The organism is Autumnicola tepida (assembly GCF_031846485.1).
Lineage (GTDB): Bacteria > Bacteroidota > Bacteroidia > Flavobacteriales > Flavobacteriaceae > Autumnicola > Autumnicola tepida.
On sequence record NZ_JAVRHQ010000038.1, the window covers coordinates 1 to 17,893 of the forward strand.

17 protein-coding genes are annotated in these 17,893 nt (G+C 41.7%); 10 read left to right on the top strand and 7 right to left on the bottom strand.

What is annotated here, in order from left to right; genetic code table 11:
- The first annotated feature begins 462 nt into the window (after positions 1–462).
- The 4 genes from RM553_RS18605 (at position 463) to RM553_RS18620 (ending at position 4,206) form a co-directional block, all read left to right on the top strand.
- The gene (locus RM553_RS18605) at positions 463–786 is read left to right on the top strand and encodes a putative quinol monooxygenase (protein WP_311536470.1); all 324 of its coding nucleotides are present in this window, start codon (positions 463–465) and stop codon (positions 784–786) included.
- Positions 787–936: 150 nt separating this feature from the next.
- Positions 937–2,370, top strand: coding sequence for an L-serine ammonia-lyase (locus tag RM553_RS18610; RefSeq protein WP_311536486.1), 1,434 nt, complete (start codon positions 937–939; stop codon positions 2,368–2,370).
- Positions 2,371–2,450: 80 nt separating this feature from the next.
- Positions 2,451–3,071: a CPBP family glutamic-type intramembrane protease gene (locus RM553_RS18615; protein ID WP_311536471.1), complete on the top strand. Its 621-nt coding sequence runs from the start codon at positions 2,451–2,453 to the stop codon at positions 3,069–3,071.
- A gap of 133 nt (positions 3,072–3,204) precedes the next feature.
- Positions 3,205–4,206, top strand: coding sequence for an alcohol dehydrogenase (locus RM553_RS18620; protein ID WP_311536472.1), 1,002 nt, complete (start codon positions 3,205–3,207; stop codon positions 4,204–4,206).
- A gap of 154 nt (positions 4,207–4,360) precedes the next feature.
- Here the strand turns inward: RM553_RS18620 and RM553_RS18625 are convergent, their stop codons facing one another.
- Positions 4,361–4,945 carry a Cif family virulence factor gene (locus RM553_RS18625; RefSeq protein WP_311536473.1) on the bottom strand — a complete coding sequence of 195 codons (585 nt, stop codon included), beginning with the start codon at positions 4,943–4,945 and terminating at the stop codon, positions 4,361–4,363.
- Positions 4,946–5,073: 128 nt separating this feature from the next.
- Here RM553_RS18625 and panB point away from each other — a divergent pair, with 128 nt between their 5' ends.
- Positions 5,074–5,892, top strand: coding sequence for a 3-methyl-2-oxobutanoate hydroxymethyltransferase (panB, locus tag RM553_RS18630; protein WP_311536474.1), 819 nt, complete (start codon positions 5,074–5,076; stop codon positions 5,890–5,892).
- Between the two features lie 121 nt (positions 5,893–6,013).
- On the top strand, positions 6,014–6,715 hold the full coding sequence (locus RM553_RS18635) for an RluA family pseudouridine synthase (RefSeq protein WP_311536475.1): 702 nt from the start codon (positions 6,014–6,016) through the stop codon (positions 6,713–6,715).
- Here RM553_RS18635 and RM553_RS18640 read toward each other — a convergent pair.
- Positions 6,712–7,584 carry a DMT family transporter gene (locus RM553_RS18640; RefSeq protein WP_311536476.1) on the bottom strand — a complete coding sequence of 291 codons (873 nt, stop codon included), beginning with the start codon at positions 7,582–7,584 and terminating at the stop codon, positions 6,712–6,714. The genes RM553_RS18635 and RM553_RS18640 overlap by 4 nt on opposite strands.
- Positions 7,585–7,593: 9 nt before the next feature.
- Positions 7,594–9,138, bottom strand: a complete 1,545-nt coding sequence (locus RM553_RS18645; RefSeq protein WP_311536477.1) for a hypothetical protein — start codon at positions 9,136–9,138, stop codon at positions 7,594–7,596.
- Between the two features lie 146 nt (positions 9,139–9,284).
- Between RM553_RS18645 and RM553_RS18650 the strand changes: the two genes are divergently transcribed.
- Genes RM553_RS18650 through leuB form a run of 4 tightly spaced genes read left to right on the top strand, consistent with a single transcriptional unit; the run spans position 9,285 to position 13,612 of the window.
- Positions 9,285–10,454, top strand: coding sequence for a 2-isopropylmalate synthase (locus RM553_RS18650; protein WP_311536478.1), 1,170 nt, complete (start codon positions 9,285–9,287; stop codon positions 10,452–10,454).
- Positions 10,454–11,836: a 3-isopropylmalate dehydratase large subunit gene (leuC, locus tag RM553_RS18655; RefSeq protein WP_311536479.1), complete on the top strand. Its 1,383-nt coding sequence runs from the start codon at positions 10,454–10,456 to the stop codon at positions 11,834–11,836. Before RM553_RS18650 ends, leuC begins: the two co-directional genes overlap by 1 nt.
- Positions 11,836–12,447: a 3-isopropylmalate dehydratase small subunit gene (leuD, locus tag RM553_RS18660; protein ID WP_311536480.1), complete on the top strand. Its 612-nt coding sequence runs from the start codon at positions 11,836–11,838 to the stop codon at positions 12,445–12,447. Before leuC ends, leuD begins: the two co-directional genes overlap by 1 nt.
- A 49-nt stretch (positions 12,448–12,496) precedes the next feature.
- The gene (gene leuB, locus RM553_RS18665) at positions 12,497–13,612 is read left to right on the top strand and encodes a 3-isopropylmalate dehydrogenase (RefSeq protein WP_311536481.1); all 1,116 of its coding nucleotides are present in this window, start codon (positions 12,497–12,499) and stop codon (positions 13,610–13,612) included.
- Between the two features lie 216 nt (positions 13,613–13,828).
- On the opposite strand, the gene RM553_RS18670 is transcribed toward leuB, so the two are convergent.
- The 4 genes from RM553_RS18670 to argB form a co-directional block, all read right to left on the bottom strand.
- Positions 13,829–14,467, bottom strand: a complete 639-nt coding sequence (locus tag RM553_RS18670; protein ID WP_311536482.1) for a hypothetical protein — start codon at positions 14,465–14,467, stop codon at positions 13,829–13,831.
- Between the two features lie 124 nt (positions 14,468–14,591).
- Positions 14,592–15,863, bottom strand: a complete 1,272-nt coding sequence (gene argH, locus RM553_RS18675; RefSeq protein WP_311536483.1) for an argininosuccinate lyase — start codon at positions 15,861–15,863, stop codon at positions 14,592–14,594.
- A gap of 82 nt (positions 15,864–15,945) precedes the next feature.
- A complete protein-coding gene (locus RM553_RS18680; protein WP_311536484.1) occupies positions 15,946–17,013 on the bottom strand; it encodes a M20 family metallo-hydrolase in 1,068 nt (355 codons plus the stop codon).
- On the bottom strand, positions 17,013–17,792 hold the full coding sequence (gene argB / locus RM553_RS18685; protein ID WP_311536485.1) for an acetylglutamate kinase: 780 nt from the start codon (positions 17,790–17,792) through the stop codon (positions 17,013–17,015). The genes RM553_RS18680 and argB overlap by 1 nt, the downstream gene beginning before the upstream one ends.
- Positions 17,793–17,893: the final 101 nt, after the last annotated feature.

Here is a 17,893-nt window from a genome sequence, read left to right on the forward strand (position 1 = left end):
GAATAAAAAATATACAATAGACGATGGACAATGGACAATGGACAATGGACAATGGACAATGGACAATGGACAATGGACAATGGACAAGTAAGATAATAATCCATTCAAAATTCAGCATTTAAAATAAAAAAGCTCCATCCTTTTAAAGGAGCAGCGGCCAAAGATTGGGGTGGTTGGTAAGAGTTTGTAGTTCAGGGTTCCTTGCAGGATTCACTAAAACTCAAAATTTAATTTTCAAAATGCTCACTATAGCTCCCCTCCTTTTAAAGGAGGGGTGGCCGAAGGCCGGGGTAGTTCTATGGAACTAATTTTATATAAAAGTAAAACAAATTAACACTGAACAACAGACAAAAACAACAAACATGAATAACAAATCTTAACAGGAATTTCACGCAAAATCCTGAAAAGGAGTTGTATTTTCTAAGCATCTGAAAAAGGATATATTAAAATAAAAAACGAGTTATGGTTAAAAAAGGATTAATTGCAACTATTGTTGCCAGAACAGGACAGGCAGATAAAGTGGAATCTTTTCTTACTTCCGCGGCAGATCTGGCGCGGAAAGAAGAAAAAACAGTAGATTGGTTTGCTTTCAGGATAGATGAACATACTTTCGGAATATTTGACACCTTTAGTGATGAAGAAGGCCGGGATGCCCATCTAAATGGAGAAATTGCTGCTAAATTGATGGAATTTAAAGACACCTTGTTAAGCAAAGAACCAAACATCCAAAAAATTGATATTCTGGGAGCCAGGCAGCAGCGAATGCCGGAGAAACCCTTTATGTAATCCCATTCCAAAAAAGAAACTCCTCTCATAAGCAGGCACGACTAATATTGCTATAACATTAGTGAATGGATGACCGGAAATTAATTTTGGCAGGACCCTTTTTATTTCACGGTCTGTTTGCTAATCTCTACCTTTGCCCACTAAACCACACTGCAAAATATGGAATGTATTAGCGTATTTGATATGCTTAAAGTTGGCGTTGGCCCTTCCAGCTCCCACACTCTGGGACCCTGGCGGGCTGCCCAGCGATGGATAAAGGAGTTGAAGGAAAAGGACCAGTTTAGAGAAGTGGAACGTATCCATATAGATTTGTATGGTTCCCTTTCTTTAACCGGAAAAGGCCATGCTACAGATATTGCCACAATTCTGGGGCTTTGTGGTCACGATCCTGTGAGCATGGATATCTCCATTATCGATCAGGAAATTGAAAATATCAGGAACAGTAATATCCTTCAGCTGAATGGTGAAAAGGAGATTCCTTTTAGCATCAAGAATGATGTAAAATTTAACCGCAAATTTTTAGAATTTCATCCTAACGGAATGACCTTCAGGGCCAGCCTTAAAAGCGGCAAAAAAATTTCTTCTTCTTTTTACTCCATAGGCGGCGGATTTGTAGTGAAAAAAGAGCGCAAAAATGCCAAAAAGAAGAAAGCAGAATTTGATGAATTTCCCTTTCCAATAGAAAAAGGTAAAGACCTTCTGGCCTACTGCCATTCTGAAAACAAAAAAATTTCTGAACTGGTTCTGGAGAATGAAAAATCCATGCGAAGTGAAGAAGAAATAAATGCAGGACTAAGGCAGGTTTGGGACGTAATGCTGGAATCTATGTACATTGGCTGCCATACCGAAGGCACCCTTCCCGGTGGCCTTAATGTAAAACGCCGCGCTTTCGAAATGCACCAGCGGCTTATGGGCAATAGTGAATATAATTCTCCGGAAGAATGGATTACCGCCATTCGCAATACCGAGGTAAAATTTCGGCAAATTTTAAAATGGGTAAGCTGTTTCGCGTTAAGTGTAAACGAAGTAAATGCTTCCCTGGGACGAGTGGTAACCGCTCCTACCAACGGGAGCGCAGGAACAGTGCCGGCAGTAATGATGTATTATGCAGTTATTGAAAATCATGACGCTACTTTTGAAGACTTAAAACGCTTTATGCTTGTGGCCGGCGAGATTGGCAGCCTGTTCAAAAAGGGCGCGACCATTTCTGCCGCCATGGGTGGCTGCCAGGCCGAAATTGGCGTTTCTTCCGCTATGGCTGCTGGCGGACTTTGTGAACTTTTAGGAGGCACACCGGAACAGGTTTTAATGGCCAGCGAAATTGCCATGGAACATCATCTTGGCCTCACCTGTGATCCTATTGCCGGGCTCGTACAGGTGCCCTGTATAGAGAGAAATGCCATGGGCGCGATTAAAGCCATAAATGCCGCTGAAATTGCTTTGGAAAGTGACGCTACCAAAGCCAAGGTGCCGCTGGACAAGGTTATTGAAACCATGTGGGACACCGCGAAGGATATGAACTCCAAGTATAAGGAAACTTCAGAAGGCGGACTGGCGGTAAAAGTGAATCTGAGTGACTGCTAAACCTGAAACAATATCCTAAACTACCGGCCCTGGAAACTTCAGCAGATAAAGTAAGGAACCTCATTCGTAATTACGTTTTTATGGTGGCCTGCTATTTTGGTTTCTTTACCTTAATTGGTATTCTCAACAGTATCTTTCCAGGCATAGATTTAGACAAATATGAGCAAACAGAACTTTTCCAGATGCTGGATGAAAGTCCGCTAAGGTTTGCCCTAATGGCATTGGTGGTTGCACCCGTACTGGAAGAAGGCATTTTCAGAAGCCTGATAAAACCTTCAGAGAACGACATTTTCTTCTTCATTTGCACCTGGATGGTGATTTTTGGTGCTTTTCTTATCCCGGAAAATGTTTATTGGGCTTTAAGTTTTGCTCTTCTATTGGTTTCAGCAATACTTATATTTTTATTTCTGAAGGAATTCACAACTAAAAATTTAATTTCAGCTTCACAAAAAATCCTCATCCGATATTATAAACCATTGTGGCTGCTCTTCGCCTTCTTTTTCGGCCTGGTTCATATTTACAATTATGTGGAAGTTTTTGAAATCAATATCGCCCTATTCCTGTTGGTCTTTCCCAGGATGATTGCCGGCTATTTCTTCGGAAAAGTAAAAATCGAGAACCACGGCCTTATCTGGCCAATTTTGATGCACATGATGAATAACGGCATTATTGTATTTTTCCTTTTTCCGAAACTTCAGTAACCTTTCACACTACTCTGGATAGAGATTTCCGCGGACAGATTAGGGAGTACAATAATCCCTCTACGGGATTTAACAAAGGATTAAAACCGAAGGCCCTTCTTTTTTGTAACTTCAAAATCCAAAAAAATAAGTTATGAAAGCTGTACAGGTTAAAGAAAAAGGAGGAGAATTTGTTGTGGTAGATATCGACAAACCCTCTCCAAAAGAAAATGAAGTTTTAATAAAGGTGGAAGCCTGCGGAATTTGCCATAGCGATGCTATTGTAAAAGAAGGCATTTTCCCCATTGATTATCCAAGGGTGCCCGGACACGAAGTTGTGGGAATTGTTGAAGAAGTTGGTGAGCGGGTTACCAATTGGAAAAAAGGCCAGCGTGTTGGGGTAGGATGGCATGGTGGACATTGTTTTACCTGCGAACCCTGCCGCCGCGGAGATTTTATCAACTGCGAGAATGCTAAAATTAGCGGAATCTCTTATGATGGAGGTTACACCGAATTTATGACTGCACCACATGAAGCCGTGGCCAGCGTTCCCGATGAATTGTCTTCAGCAGATGCCGCACCTCTGTTATGTGCAGGGATCACTGTTTATAACGCGATTAGAAATTCCGGTGTTACCGCGGGAGATACCGTGGCAGTGCAGGGAATTGGCGGTTTAGGGCATTTAGCTGTTCAGTATGCTGCAAAAATGGGCATGAGAACGGTGGCCATTTCCACCAGCGATGACAAAAAAGAACTTGCCAGTAAACTTGGGGCACATCATTTTATAAATACAGGAGAACAGGATGCCGCAGAAGAACTTCAAAAATTAGGCGGCGCCGATCTTATCCTGGCTACTGCACCCAACAGCAAAGCCATAAGTTCAGTAATTGACGGGATTGGAATTAATGGAAAAATAGTAATGGTAGCGGCAACAGGAGAACCCGTGGAAGTATCACCAATGCAGTTACTCCAGGGGAGAAAAACAGCAGCAGGCTGGGCGAGCGGTACCGCGATGGATTCTGAAGACACCCTTAATTTTAGTGCCCTTAGCGGAACCACTCCAATGATAGAAGAATTTCCATTGGATAAGGTAAATGAAGCTTATGATAAGATGATCAATAATAAAGCGCGTTTTAGAGTGGTGTTAAGGCCGTAAAACTAAAGCTTTAAAACACAAAATTACAGGCTGTTCAAGAATAAGTTTGTCGATTCGAGCGCAGTCGAGAATAGAGAATATTGGAAGTACTTTTTTCCATAAGCTCTCGACTGCGCCCGAGCTGACATTTATTTTTGTTCAATTTGAACAGATCCTATTTATCATCAAAATCAGGAGCTTTATCCAGGACCTTTTTAGTCTCTCCTCCTGCTCTTTCCCTGGCTTCAAATGTTTCACAACCTTCAGTTTTCCTGGTATCTACCAGGTAAAGGATTTTCCACTCCTCACCCACTTTCACCAGTTGAAAAGAATTTACCCCGCAATGTTTTAACTGGTCATCTACATAAACCGAATAAGGCGTCAGAACACTTGCAAGTTCTCCTGAAGCATGTACGGCAAAAGAATGCAAACGTTCTTCAAATTTGGTAGACGTAGGAATAGAACCTATAGATTTCAAAAATTCGGAATATGATTCTGTTGTAACCGTATTGCTTCCCGCGGTATCTACTGCTACAGAGCGCATCACAATATCGGGATGTGCAAATTCCCTCATTGCAGTGGTGTCTTTTTTATGAAATGCCACGAAAAAATCTTCTACCAGCTTTACCGCGGCATCCTTGGCATCGGCTTCAGATGACCCTTCTATTTCAAATTCTGCGGAAGTATTTTCATTTTCAGGTTCCTGCGCGAAAGATATTCCGAAGAAAAACAATGCGAGCATGGTGAGGTTAATTTTCATAATATAGTTTTTAGCTCATTATTTTGATTATTCCGGAATATAAGCGCCTTTAAAATTTGGCCTTTCCGGCTTTCACTTTGAATGTGGTCAACTAATTTACTACTTTTACTCCAACAAAAAAGAATCTGATGTCTGTTGCTAAGAAAGAGTATAAAAGAATTACGGTAAAATCCCTTGTTGATATGAAAAACCATGGCGAAAAAATTGCCATGCTTACCGCTTACGATTTTACCATGGCCAAAATTGTAGATGGGGCCGGAATAGATGTGATTTTGGTTGGAGACTCTGCGAGCAATGTAATGGCGGGGCATGAAACCACCCTTCCCATTACCCTGGACCAGATGATATATCACGCCTCCAGCGTGGTGCGGGCAATTAACCGGGCACTGGTGGTGGTAGACCTGCCTTTTGGAAGTTACCAGAGCGACCCAAAAGAAGCTTTGCGATCTGCAATTCGCATAATGAAAGAAAGCGGTGCGCATGCAGTAAAGCTGGAAGGTGGGAAAGAAATAAAAGATTCCATAAAACGGATTCTTCATGCGGGAATTCCTGTTATGGGGCATTTAGGCCTTACGCCACAATCTATTTATAAATTCGGAACCTACACGGTACGCGCTAAGGAAGAACAGGAAGCCGAAAAATTAAAATCTGATGCTTTGCTGCTTGAAAAAATGGGTTGTTTTGCTGTAGTGCTGGAAAAAGTTCCTGCTAAACTGGCAAAAGAAGTGGCAGAAAGCCTTACCATTCCGGTTATAGGAATTGGAGCCGGAAACGGGGTAGACGGGCAGGTGCTGGTGGTTCATGACATGCTGGGCATGACGCATGAATTTAATCCGCGGTTTTTAAGAAGGTATGCCGACCTGCATTCCCAGATGACCAGCGCCTTTGAAAATTACACCAAAGATGTAAAAAGCCGTGATTTCCCTTCAGATGAAGAACAATACTAATTGAAGTTAGAAGTTAGAAGTTAGAAGTTAGAAGTTAGAAGTTAGAAGTTAGAAGAAATTATCATTTGCGGATTTTATTCAAAGTATTTGAACAATTTTTTCTACAAAACTTATCCGCGAATTGAATTCAGATAAAACCATTTCCAATAAAGATAATCTTCAGGTATTGTATGAAGATAATCACATAATCGTGGTGAACAAACGGCCGGGGGATATCGTGCAGGGAGATAAAACCGGGGACAAGCCACTTAGTGAAGTGGTAAAATCTTATCTAAAGGAAAAATACAACAAACCCGGGAACGTTTATTTAGGAGTAGTACACCGGCTGGACCGGCCTACCAGCGGGATTGTGCTTTTTTCAAGAACTTCCAAAGCCCTTCCAAGGCTAAACAAACTCTTTAAAGATAAAGACGCTAAAAAAACCTATTGGGCGGTGATCAAAAATGAACCTCCACAAGAAAGCGCTACGCTGGTTCATTTTATGAAGCGTAACCCAAAGCAGAACAAATCTTACGCGCATATAAAAGAAGTTCCCGATAGCAAAAAAGCCATACTGGATTACCAGGTTCTTAAAAAACTGGACCACTATTACCTTCTGCAAGTAGATTTGCATACCGGTAGGCACCACCAGATAAGGAGCCAGCTCTCCGCGATTGGCTGCCCCATAAAGGGAGATTTAAAATACGGCTTCGACAGGAGTAACAAAGATGCCAGCATACATTTACATGCGCGGGAACTTAAATTTGTGCACCCCGTAAAAAAGGAACCTGTTCATATTATTGCCCCTCCTCCGCAAGACGCGATCTGGAATGCCTGTACCTAATTTTGCCTTTTCATACTTCGGCTTATTTCAGCAAAAACAGCGCATATTATAAGTACACCTCCAATAATGGTATTTATCGCGGGATATTCTCCCAGGAACAAAAGGCCTAGCAAAATCCCATAAACCGGTTGGGCACTGCTTATAATACTGGCTGTGGTCACAGAAAAATTCCTGAAACTCATCAGCAATAAGGTATGGCCGAGACAGGTGGTTACCAGTGCCAGGATAAAAATAGGTACCAGCTGGGACACCACCCCGGAAAGGTCAAAAATGAAGAAAACGGGGATAAGCAGGCAGCTGATGATAATCATCTGGTACATCATTAATACCGATCCGTTATACCTTTCAACTTCCTGTTTCATCAAAATATTGCGCAGGGAATAAAAAAAGGCTGAAGTCACGCCAAAAGCCACTGCCAGGGTCTGGTCGTTTTCAAAACTGAATTCCGGCACCAGAAAATAAATCCCGCAGAGCACCAGCACTGCCAGCGCCAGGTGCATTTTGCTGAAATTGGTCTTCAGCAGGAATGGTTCTAAAAAAGTGGTAATTACAGGATAGGTATAAATGGAAAGCATTCCCACAGCCACGCTTGAAAATTTCAGTGAGAAAAAATAGGTGATCCAGTGAATGCCCATCAGGCAACCTCCCAGGATTACTTTTAGCAGGTCCCGTTTATTGGCAATTTTTATCCTGAAGTTCTTGTACCTGCAGAAGATATAAAGTACCGTTCCCGCCATTATTGCCCTGAAAAGTATAATCACAAAAGGGCTGAGCGTGATATACCTTCCTAAAGTTCCGGATGTACTTATGAGTATAACCGCCAGGTTAAGCTCAAGTATATGTTTTAGATGCTGGTTTTTTACAGTCAATTTAGCGTTTTATCTGGCTACCTGGAGGGCCTTTTCCTTAATCACCTCCCCTACCGGCCGGTTTTCGATCTTACTTTCAAGCCAGGAAATAATATCCAGGTATAAAAAAGCCCTTCGCTCGTAAGGGTGATCTTCATAGGCTTGTAAAGTGTGGTGCAATTTGCGGAATTCTGCCTTGATTTCCAAAGGAGAAACATCCGGAAGGTGCCTTAAAAATTTGATCATTTCCAGCTGCACCTCATGAAGGTCGTTCATCTTGATCAAAAATTTATAGGTAGATTTAATCAGCCTTTCCAAATGATAATCCAGCCCGGCCTCGTAATGCGCCACCAGGTTCAGGATCCTGGCAAAACACATAAGGTCTTCCCGCATTTCAAGGGATTTGTTATTAATGATCTTTTTCAGGAATTCTATACACTTTTTATTGTTGCCATCGCCAAAATAGAGGCAGGCGATCTTATAGTAAAACACCATGATGTGGTGTTCATCTATCCTGCTTTTATATTTCTTTATTTTTTTCTGAATTTTCTCCACCAGCTTATCCCCCCCGGCAAACTCTCCTTTCATAAACCTAAGGTTTAATTTGTTCGAATATAAGTACAGGAAAGAGAGCGCTGCTATGTTATCATCATCAGGCACCCGCGGATCTTTAAGATTTTTTTCCAGGTCCTTCAGCACTTTTTCAAAGACACTGGCGTGGTTCAGGTAAAACAATGCCTCCAGCAAATAATGATTTCCTTTTAAGTAAGAAACGGGGTGCACCGGAATAAGATGTTTGTTTTCATTAAAAAGTTCGTTCCATTTCGAAGCGTACCGGAAGCAGGCAAGAAAATCCTGCCGAATAAAACTGTACCATAAATACGCTTTATAAAGCCACAATTTCTCCCTGAAGCCAAGATCAGCAAAATTGTAATCAGGCAGGCCGTTTTCAAAATCCCTCTTTACCTGAAGCGCCTCTTCTTCAGTACGTGCATAACCCATTTTTAGGAAAATAGCGTACAAATGTAAAGAGAGATTGGAAAGCTTACTCGCAATCACACTAAGGTTGGTAAGTTCCTCTGTTTGTTCTATTAAAGTTTCCGCACGGTTATTAATGCTACGGGTAATGTACTGGGATTCTATAATTTTTTCCCAGTCCAGAATTTCATAGGCTATGTTTTTCTCTTCATAATAAATCGCGGTTGCCTTTACCTTATCGAGCAGCTTTAAACTTTGCTTGTATAATCCCTTTCGGTACAAGATAATGGCAAAATCCAGCTGTTCGCGTATTTGAACCGGCATACTCTGGTGGGAAGGATTTAACCTTAAACTAATTAAGATCTGACGGTACAAATGTGCTTTTACATTAGATAATTGTTTCTTGCTGATCCGGGTGTTTTTCAGGATTACTTCCTCGTCATATTTCTTCAGCTTAGACATCACCTTAAATAAATTGAGAAATTTACTGTCGGTATTTACCCCAATCCTTCCAACGTAAAGGGAAAATTGTCTTTTTTCTGAAGGGGAAAGTGACTTGATTAAAGAAAAAAGATTGTCAGACAAATCGTTAGTCATTGTAACAAAAAGCTTTTTAATTTACTGATAATCAGTATAATTACATTTTAATACCCCAATTAATTATCGTAACGTGTAGTTTGCAACCGGGCTAAAGAGTGGATATAATCATAATTTAGTTAAAGATAAAGTAAAAAAAATCTCTTATGAGTACAGAAAAGGTAGAAATTTTTGACACAACTTTACGAGACGGAGAACAGGTACCGGGCTGTAAATTGAATACTGCCCAAAAATTGAAAATTGCTGCCCGACTGGATGAGCTGGGCGTAGATGTGATAGAAGCAGGTTTTCCTGTTTCCAGCCCCGGCGATTTTCAATCGGTTTTAGAAATTTCGAAATTGGTTAAAAACGCGGCGGTTTGCGGATTGACGCGTGCGGTGAAGAAAGACATAGAGGTTGCAGCACAGGCGCTGCGATATGCCAAAAAACCGAGAATTCACACCGGGATTGGTACTTCAGATTCTCATATAAAATACAAATTTAAATCCACCCGCGAAGAGATTATTGAGAGGGCACGGGAAGCGGTGGCCTACGCTAAAACTTTTGTAGATGACGTGGAGTTTTATGCTGAAGATGCCGGGCGTACAGAAAATGAATTTCTTGCCAAAGTATGTACTGCTGCCGTGGAGGCCGGTGCAACCGTACTGAATATTCCAGATACAACAGGCTATTGCCTTCCTGAAGAATATGGCAAAAAGATAAAATATCTGAAGGAAAACGTAAAAGGAATTGAAAACGTACGCATTTCCTGCCATTGCCACAATGATCTGGGAATGGCTACCGCCAATGCCATTGCGGGAATTTCCAATGGCGCGAGACAAATTGAATGTACCATTAACGGAATTGGAGAACGCGCAGGAAATACCGCTTTGGAAGAGGTGGTAATGATCCTGAGACAGCACCCTACTTTAAACCTGACCACTGATATTAATCCAAAATTCCTTTATGATACCAGTTGCATGGTCTCCCGCGAAATGGGAATGTTTGTGCAGCCCAACAAAGCTATTGTTGGGGCAAATGCTTTTGCCCATAGTTCAGGAATCCACCAGGACGGCGTGATTAAAAACAGGGAAACTTACGAGATTATAGACCCTGCCGATGTAGGCGTCACCGAGTCGGCCATTGTACTTACCGCAAGAAGCGGAAGGGCCGCCCTTGCTTACCGCGCCAAAAAAATGGGTTATGAATTGACTAAACTTCAGTTAGATTGCGTTTACAATGAATTTTTAAATTACGCCGATTGCAGAAAAGAGGTTGTAGATAACGATATTCATGAAATCATGAAATTATCAAGAAAAAATATGGCTATTGCATAATGAAAAAGACACTTTTCGATAAAATATGGGATTCTCATATCGTAGAATCCATCCCTGACGGACCAGACATCTTGTATATCGATCAACATCTGATACACGAGGTTACGAGTCCGCAGGCTTTTAATGAATTAAAAGAGCGGGATATTCCCGTTTTCCGGCCACAACAGGTGGTGGCCACTGCCGATCATAATACCCCAACCCAAAATCAGCACCTGCCGGTGCAGGACCTGTTGTCGCGAAAACAACTTAAGGAACTCACCCACAATTGCGAAGAAAACAATATCACCCTGTATGGGCTTGGGCACCCATACAATGGGATTGTGCACGTAATGGCCCCGGAACTTGGCATTACCAAACCGGGAATGACCATTGTTTGTGGCGACAGCCACACCTCTACCCACGGCGCCTTTGGAACTATCGCTTTCGGGATAGGAACCAGCCAGGTAGCTCAGGTTTTTGCGAGCCAGTGCCTGCTGGTGGAAAAGCCTAAAAAGCTTAGGGTAAACGTAAACGGCAAACTGAAGAACGGGGTTTTGCCTAAAGATGTGATTCTTTACATCATCAGTAAGCTGGGTACAAATTCGGGTACAGGTTATTTCTGTGAATATGCCGGGGATGTTTTCGAAAACATGTCTATGGAAGGCCGTATGACGGTGTGCAATATGAGCATTGAAATGGGTGCCCGCGGCGGATTGATTGCCCCAGACGAAACCACTTTTGAATATGTTGAAGGGCGTGAATTCGCTCCAAAAGGAGAAGATTTCGAGCAGCTAAAAACTTACTGGAAAACTTTAAAAACAGATGAAGACGCTGTTTTTGACCAGGAATATAGCTTTGACGCCGAAGACATTGAACCAATGATCACCTATGGGACCAATCCCGGAATGGGCATAAAATTAAGCGGTTCCATTCCTGTTGAAGGCGGGAAAAGTGATGCCAAGGCTTTGCAGTATATGGGCTTTAAACCCGGAGAAATTCTTCTGGACAAGCCGATAAACTATATCTTCATTGGAAGTTGCACCAATTCCAGGATTGAAGATTTCAGAACAGCTGCAGCATATATTAAAGGGAAAAAGAAAGCCGAAAATGTGAATGCGCTTATCGTTCCCGGATCAAGACAGGTAGCCGCGCAAATAGAAGAAGAAGGCCTTAGAGCCATTTTTGAAGAGGCCGGTTTCACGCTAAGACAACCTGGTTGTTCGGCATGTCTGGCCATGAACGATGATAAAATTCCCGCCGGGGAGTATTGCGTTTCAACCAGCAACCGCAATTTTGAAGGAAGGCAGGGACAGGGTTCCAGAACCATTTTGGCCAGCCCTTTAACCGCTGCTGCCACAGCAGTCGCAGGAAAATTAACCGATTATACTAAACAGCTCAACTAATGGAGAAATTTACCACACTTAAAGATACTGCTGTTCCATTAGATATTGAAAATGTGGATACAGACCAGATAATCCCGGCGCGATTTTTAAAAGCTACAGATAAGGCCGGCTTTGGAGAAAATCTTTTCAGGGACTGGAGGTTTGATAAGTATGATAAACTTAACCCTGATTTTGTTTTGAACCAGGATCAGTATTCCGGTTCTATTCTGGTGGCAGGAAACAATTTTGGCTGTGGTTCCAGCCGTGAGCATGCCGCCTGGGCGTTAAAAGCTTATGGTTTTAAAGTGGTTGTTTCCAGCTATTTTGCAGATATTTTTAAAGGGAACTCCCTTAACAACGGATTGCTTCCGGTACAGGTTTCTCCGGAATTCCTGGAGAAATTATTCATTGCCATTCAGAAAGATTCCGAAGAAAAGATTAAGGTAGACCTGGAGAATCAGAAAATAGCGATTACCAGTACAGGCGAATCTGAAAGATTCAATATAGATCCTTACAAGAAAACCTGTATGATCAATGGTTTTGACGATATAGATTTCCTGGTTAGCAAACTGGAGGCGATTAAGAATTACGAAAACAATAAGAAAACCACACCTGCTTCGGTAGGCGTTTAGATTCTGAAAATTATTAAATAAATTTTCAGAATAAAATACAAGCAAAAAAATGAAACTACATATAGCAGTATTGCCGGGAGACGGTATTGGACCGGAAATTACCCAGCAATCAATAAAAGTACTTAAAGCGGTTGCAGACCGCTTTGACCACGATTTTTATTTCGAAAATGCCGTGGTTGGTGCCGCTGCCATAGATTCGGTTGGCGATCCGCTACCTGAAGCCACTTTAGATTTGTGCAAAAAATCTGATGCCGTTCTCTTTGGGGCAATCGGCCATCCTAAATTCGACAATAATCCCGATGCCAAAGTGAGGCCTGAACAAGGTTTGCTGCGGCTAAGGAAAGGCCTTGGCCTGTTTGCAAATATCCGACCCGTGAACACCTATGAGAAACTTCTGGACCAGTCTCCCTTAAAGCGGGAGCGCATTGCAGGAGCAGATTTGGTGATCTACAGGGAACTTACCGGCGGAATTTATTTTGGTGAAAAAAGTACTGCTGAAGACGGAAAAAGTGCTACCGATACCTGTACTTATTCCGTAGAAGAAATTGAGCGTGTGGCGCACCTGGCGTTTAAAGCTGCACAGCAACGCCGAAAAAAACTCACTCTGGTTGATAAGGCCAACGTTTTGGAAACTTCAAGGTTATGGCGCAAAACCGTTAAGGAAGTTGCCCAGGCTTATAAGGATGTGGAACTGGATTTTCTTTTTGTGGACAACGCCGCCATGCAAATGATCCTTAACCCTACCCAATTTGATGTGATCCTGACAGAAAATATGTTCGGGGATATTATCTCTGATGAGGCCAGTGTAATTGGTGGCAGCATAGGTTTGCTGGCATCTGCCTCTGTGGGGGAAGTAAGTGCCATGTTTGAACCTATCCATGGCTCCTATCCGCAGGCTACAGGCAAAGGAATTGCCAATCCCGTGGCTTCTATTCTTTCAGCTGCAATGCTGCTGGATCATTTTAGTTTAAATAAAGAAGCTGATATAGTTCGAAGGGCGGTTGAAATAAGTATACAAATGAATGTTTGTACACAGGATTTGAATAAAGACAACCACTACTCTACCTCTAAAGTCGGGGATTTTCTTGAAGGAGTAATTAGCGATCCCGATAACAGTAAGATTAATAATGAGAACCTCAATTTTGGCCAGATGACTATTATCTAAAAAAATTATAATTTTCTTTTTTTCAGTTTTTTTGCACCTCTCGCTTCTTGTGTGGTTTTGGCGGGAGGTTTTTTGTTTTTCGAGTTTTGCCGGTGCCATTGTACTATTTTGACGTAAAAGTGTTGCTTAATTTTACTTCAATTATATTTAGTGGGAAATTTAAGCTTTTATCAGCCACTTTAAATCAAGTAGATTTTTATTGAGGTCCATAAAGGATTAGTAATTCTTGTGTATTCCCATACCATAAACCAGGCCCACGCCTATAAGACTATTTCTGGAAATATTTCCTGTTAATTTAAATCCAAAATCCCTTCCAAAGGCTGTCGGTTTGCCTACAGGTATTGCCCCATACATAATTCGATACCTGTTTTTTTCTGATTTGAACCATTTAAAATTCATTTCAAAAGGGAATCCTACATAATTATCACTAAGCCTGTAGTGATCATCATTTTCATCAATAAACTTACTCGAATAGCTGTTGAATGATATTCCACCAGAAAAGCTAAGGGAAGAACCTCCATAAATCCATCTTTTACCATACAATAAACCTGTTTCTTTATTGTAATTTTTCTCTCTCAAGATCGGGAAAGGAGTCACAGGACTTAAGAATACAATATTTGATTCCAACTGTGAATTTTCCAGATATCTTATTGAGAACAAATTCTTTTTGTACTGATAATTTAATTCTCCGCCAACCAATATTCCGGCATTACCATTAATTCTCCCTGCTCCTCCAAACATAAATTCTGCAAAAATTATGGGCAGGTTAACTTCTTTTTCCTCTTGAGAAACAATATCCGCGGAATAAAAAGTTACCAGAAGAAATAATATTATTCTAATTTGATATTTTTTCATTGATGACGATGATAAATGCTATGAGCTAAAAAGCCTGGTATTTTGTAACCTCGCTACCATTGCCTGCAATTATAATTTAAAAAATAAGCCATATTCGCCCCTTTACTTGTTTTATTATCATAAATTATCCTTTTTTTCTCCTGATTTCCTCCAGGGCAAGATGGTCTTTACTTCCAATATGCGTATGTTTTTTTCCTTCTGAAGGCTCATAAGTATTATTTTGCACCTGCCCCCCTATTTCTTTGTAAGCTTCCCTAAAACTTTGCCCCTGCATTACAAGATCATTAATACTATCTACGGTAAACAGGTATTTATATTTTTCATCTTTCAGGTTTATTTCTTTCACCTTTATAAGCGCGATAGAATGAATAAAAATATCCAGGATTTCCTTTATATTTTCCACCGAATAAATACTGTTCTCCTTTATAAGCTGAAAATCCCGATGGTAGCCGCTGGGCAGATTATTAGTGATAAGGATCATTTCGTTGGCAATACTCTGTAGCTTATTGCATTTGCCCCTGATGAGTTCAAAAACATCAGGATTTTTTTTGTGAGGCATAATGCTGGAGCCGGTGGTAAGTTCATCGGGAAAAGTAATAAAATCAAAATTCTGGCTCATATAAAGGCAAATATCCATAGCGAAGCGCGAAAGCGTATTTGCCACCGAAGCGATATTTGAAGTTACCGTTCTTTCACATTTCCCACGGCTCATTTGTGCGGCAACTACGTTGTATTTTAATGCTGAAAACCCCAGTTCTTTGGTAGTAAATTCCCTGTCTATGGGAAAAGAGGAACCATAACCTGCGGCAGAACCAAGCGGATTCTGATCTACAATTTTTAGCCCCGCCTCAAGCAGGTAAAGATCATCTATAAGCAACTCGGCATAAGCCGAAAACCACAGGCCAAAAGAAGAAGGCATGGCCACCTGTAAATGCGTATAACCCGGCAGCAGTTTTTCCTGGTGTTCTTTGGCCAAACCCAAAAGTACATCTATCAGCTCTTTTGTTTTAGCTGAAATCTGCTGCAAATTTTCTTTAAAATAAAGCTGCATGGCCACCAAAACCTGGTCGTTCCTGGAGCGGGCGGTATGGATTTTTTTTCCGGTATCTCCTAAAGCTTTGGTAAGTTCAAATTCTATTTTGGAATGAACGTCTTCAAAATCTTCTTCAATATAAAAATCGCCATTTTCAAGCTGCTCCTGTAATTTCCCTAGTTCAGCTTCAATCGCGGTGACCTCTTCAGCTGAAAGGATTCCTATTTTACCCAGCATTTTCGCATGGGCTTTAGAAGCGGCAAGATCATATGCTGCCAGGAACATATCCAGTTCCCGATCCTTCCCGACTGTAAATTTTTCAATTTTTTTATCTATTGAAATGCCTTTATCCCAGAGTTTCATATAAACTAGTTGTTTTATTATTTCGAGATGTCACAGATTTTGGAAACTTGTGAGTGTGTCGTTTTTTAAACCAAATTCCCTACTATTTTAGCGCCTTGTGCAGGAGCTGGATGTATTTTTCAATGCCTTCTTCAATTTCCTTTACATAAATAAATTCATCTGCGGAATGCGACCTGGTTGAATCACCCGGGCCAAGTTTTAAGGAAGGGCATTTCAGCATGGCCTGGTCAGATAGTGTTGGGGAACCATAGGTTTCCATCCCCAGGGCAACCCCTGCCTTTACCAGCTGGTGGTCCTGCGGAATTGACGAGGAATTCAACCTTAACGACCGCGGACTAATATTATCTACCGGGGCTTCTTTTTCAAGAATTTCCGCGATTTCAGCATTGGTGTAACAATCGTTTACCCGCACGTCTATCACCATATCTACTTTAGCCGGCACCACATTATGTTGGCTGCCGGCATTAATTTGCGTTACGGTAAGCTTCACTTCCCCCAGGGCCGGCGATTCTTTAGGGAAACGATAGCTCTCAAACCACTGCAAGGCCTTTGCGCTTTTGTAAATAGCATTGTTAGTATTTGGATGTGCCGCATGGGAAGGCGTCCCCTTCACCTCTGCATCAAAAACCACCAGGCCTTTTTCGGCTATCGCCAGGTTCATCAGCGTGGGTTCGCCCACAATAGCCACATTAATATCCGGCATTTTTGGCAACAGGCAGGAAATGCCATTTTTTCCATTGGTTTCCTCTTCCGCAGAACCGGCATAAATAATATTGTACTGCAAATCTTCAGTAGCGTAAAAAAAGGTGAAAGTTGCCAAAAGCGAAACCAGGCATCCCCCAGCATCATTACTCCCCAGCCCGAACAGCTTGCCGTCCTCAATTTCAGCTTTAAAAGGGTCGCGCGTGTAAGCGGAATTTGGTTTAACCGTATCATGATGCGAATTAAGCAGCAATGTAGGCTTTGTTTTGCTGAAGTTTTTATTGCAGGCCCACACGTTGTTCAAATGGCGATAAAAGGGAATATCGTACTTCTTAAACCAGTTTTCCAGTAGCTTAGCAGTGCCTTCTTCTTCTCCTGAAAAAGACCGGGTTTCGATTAAATCCTTCAGCAGTTCCAAAGCTTCCTGCTGTAATTTGCTAATTTCCATTATTTTACGATTTTAGTATGCACCGCGTTCTTTTTTAGCAGATTGGAGTCGCCCAGATAAATCTTGCTCACACCGTTATTTAGGGCTTCAAAACAATTCTGAAGCTTGGGCAGCATTCCTTCGCTTATTATCCCCCTGTTTAGCAGCTGCCGGTAAAGCTGCTCATCTATATCTTCAATCACAGATTCGTCATTTTCAACGTCTGTTAGCACGCCTTTCTTCTCGAAGCAGTAATAAAGTTCGGTGTCATAGATCCCTGCCATGGCTTTGGCGATTTCGGCAGCAACCGAATCTCCGTTGGTGTTGAGCAATTCTCCCTTCCCGTCGTACGAAATCGCGGAAAAAACAGGGGTAATATTTTGTTGTAAGGTGGAAGAAATAAAACTCGTGTTCACCCGCTCGATATCTCCCACAAAGCCAAAATCGATTTCTTTAATTTCCCTCTTGCTGGAGACGATGCTTCCCGCATCTGCCCCGCACAGGCCCAGGGCATTTGTACCAATAGCCTGCAGTTTGGCAACAATATTCTTATTGATAAGGCCGCCGTAAACCATAGTAATTACTTTCATGGAATTGGCATCGGTAATCCTGCGGCCATCCACCATTTTGGTATCGTACCCCAGTTTTTCAGCCAGTTTGGTAGCCATAGTCCCCCCGCCGTGCACCAGGATTTTAGGGAAAGGCAAAGCGCAGAAATCTTTCAGAAATTCGCGTAGCTTATTTTCATCTTCAATAAGCTTCCCTCCTATTTTTACAACTTTTAAAATCTGTTTTTCCATTTTTTTTTTTTCCGGTTTTGATTTGGCTCTGACTGCAATTAACAGAAGCAGAAATTCCCGGCATGAGCTTGTTTTACTCTTTTTATTTACCGGCGCTTCTC

Bases quoted from the DNA above. Each gene is read 5' to 3' on its own strand.
- RM553_RS18605 (WP_311536470.1), top strand. From the start codon at position 463: ATGGTTAAAAAAGGATTAATTGCAACTATTGTTGCCAGAACAGGACAG.
- RM553_RS18615 (WP_311536471.1), top strand. From the start codon at position 2,451: ATGGTGGCCTGCTATTTTGGTTTCTTTACCTTAATTGGTATTCTCAAC.
- RM553_RS18620 (WP_311536472.1), top strand. From the start codon at position 3,205: ATGAAAGCTGTACAGGTTAAAGAAAAAGGAGGAGAATTTGTTGTGGTA.
- RM553_RS18625 (WP_311536473.1), bottom strand. From the start codon at position 4,945: ATGAAAATTAACCTCACCATGCTCGCATTGTTTTTCTTCGGAATATCT.
- panB (WP_311536474.1), top strand. From the start codon at position 5,074: ATGTCTGTTGCTAAGAAAGAGTATAAAAGAATTACGGTAAAATCCCTT.
- RM553_RS18645 (WP_311536477.1), bottom strand. From the start codon at position 9,138: ATGACTAACGATTTGTCTGACAATCTTTTTTCTTTAATCAAGTCACTT.
- RM553_RS18650 (WP_311536478.1), top strand. From the start codon at position 9,285: ATGAGTACAGAAAAGGTAGAAATTTTTGACACAACTTTACGAGACGGA.
- leuC (WP_311536479.1), top strand. From the start codon at position 10,454: ATGAAAAAGACACTTTTCGATAAAATATGGGATTCTCATATCGTAGAA.
- leuD (WP_311536480.1), top strand. From the start codon at position 11,836: ATGGAGAAATTTACCACACTTAAAGATACTGCTGTTCCATTAGATATT.
- leuB (WP_311536481.1), top strand. From the start codon at position 12,497: ATGAAACTACATATAGCAGTATTGCCGGGAGACGGTATTGGACCGGAA.
- RM553_RS18670 (WP_311536482.1), bottom strand. From the start codon at position 14,467: ATGAAAAAATATCAAATTAGAATAATATTATTTCTTCTGGTAACTTTT.
- argH (WP_311536483.1), bottom strand. From the start codon at position 15,863: ATGAAACTCTGGGATAAAGGCATTTCAATAGATAAAAAAATTGAAAAA.
- RM553_RS18680 (WP_311536484.1), bottom strand. From the start codon at position 17,013: ATGGAAATTAGCAAATTACAGCAGGAAGCTTTGGAACTGCTGAAGGAT.
- argB (WP_311536485.1), bottom strand. From the start codon at position 17,792: ATGGAAAAACAGATTTTAAAAGTTGTAAAAATAGGAGGGAAGCTTATT.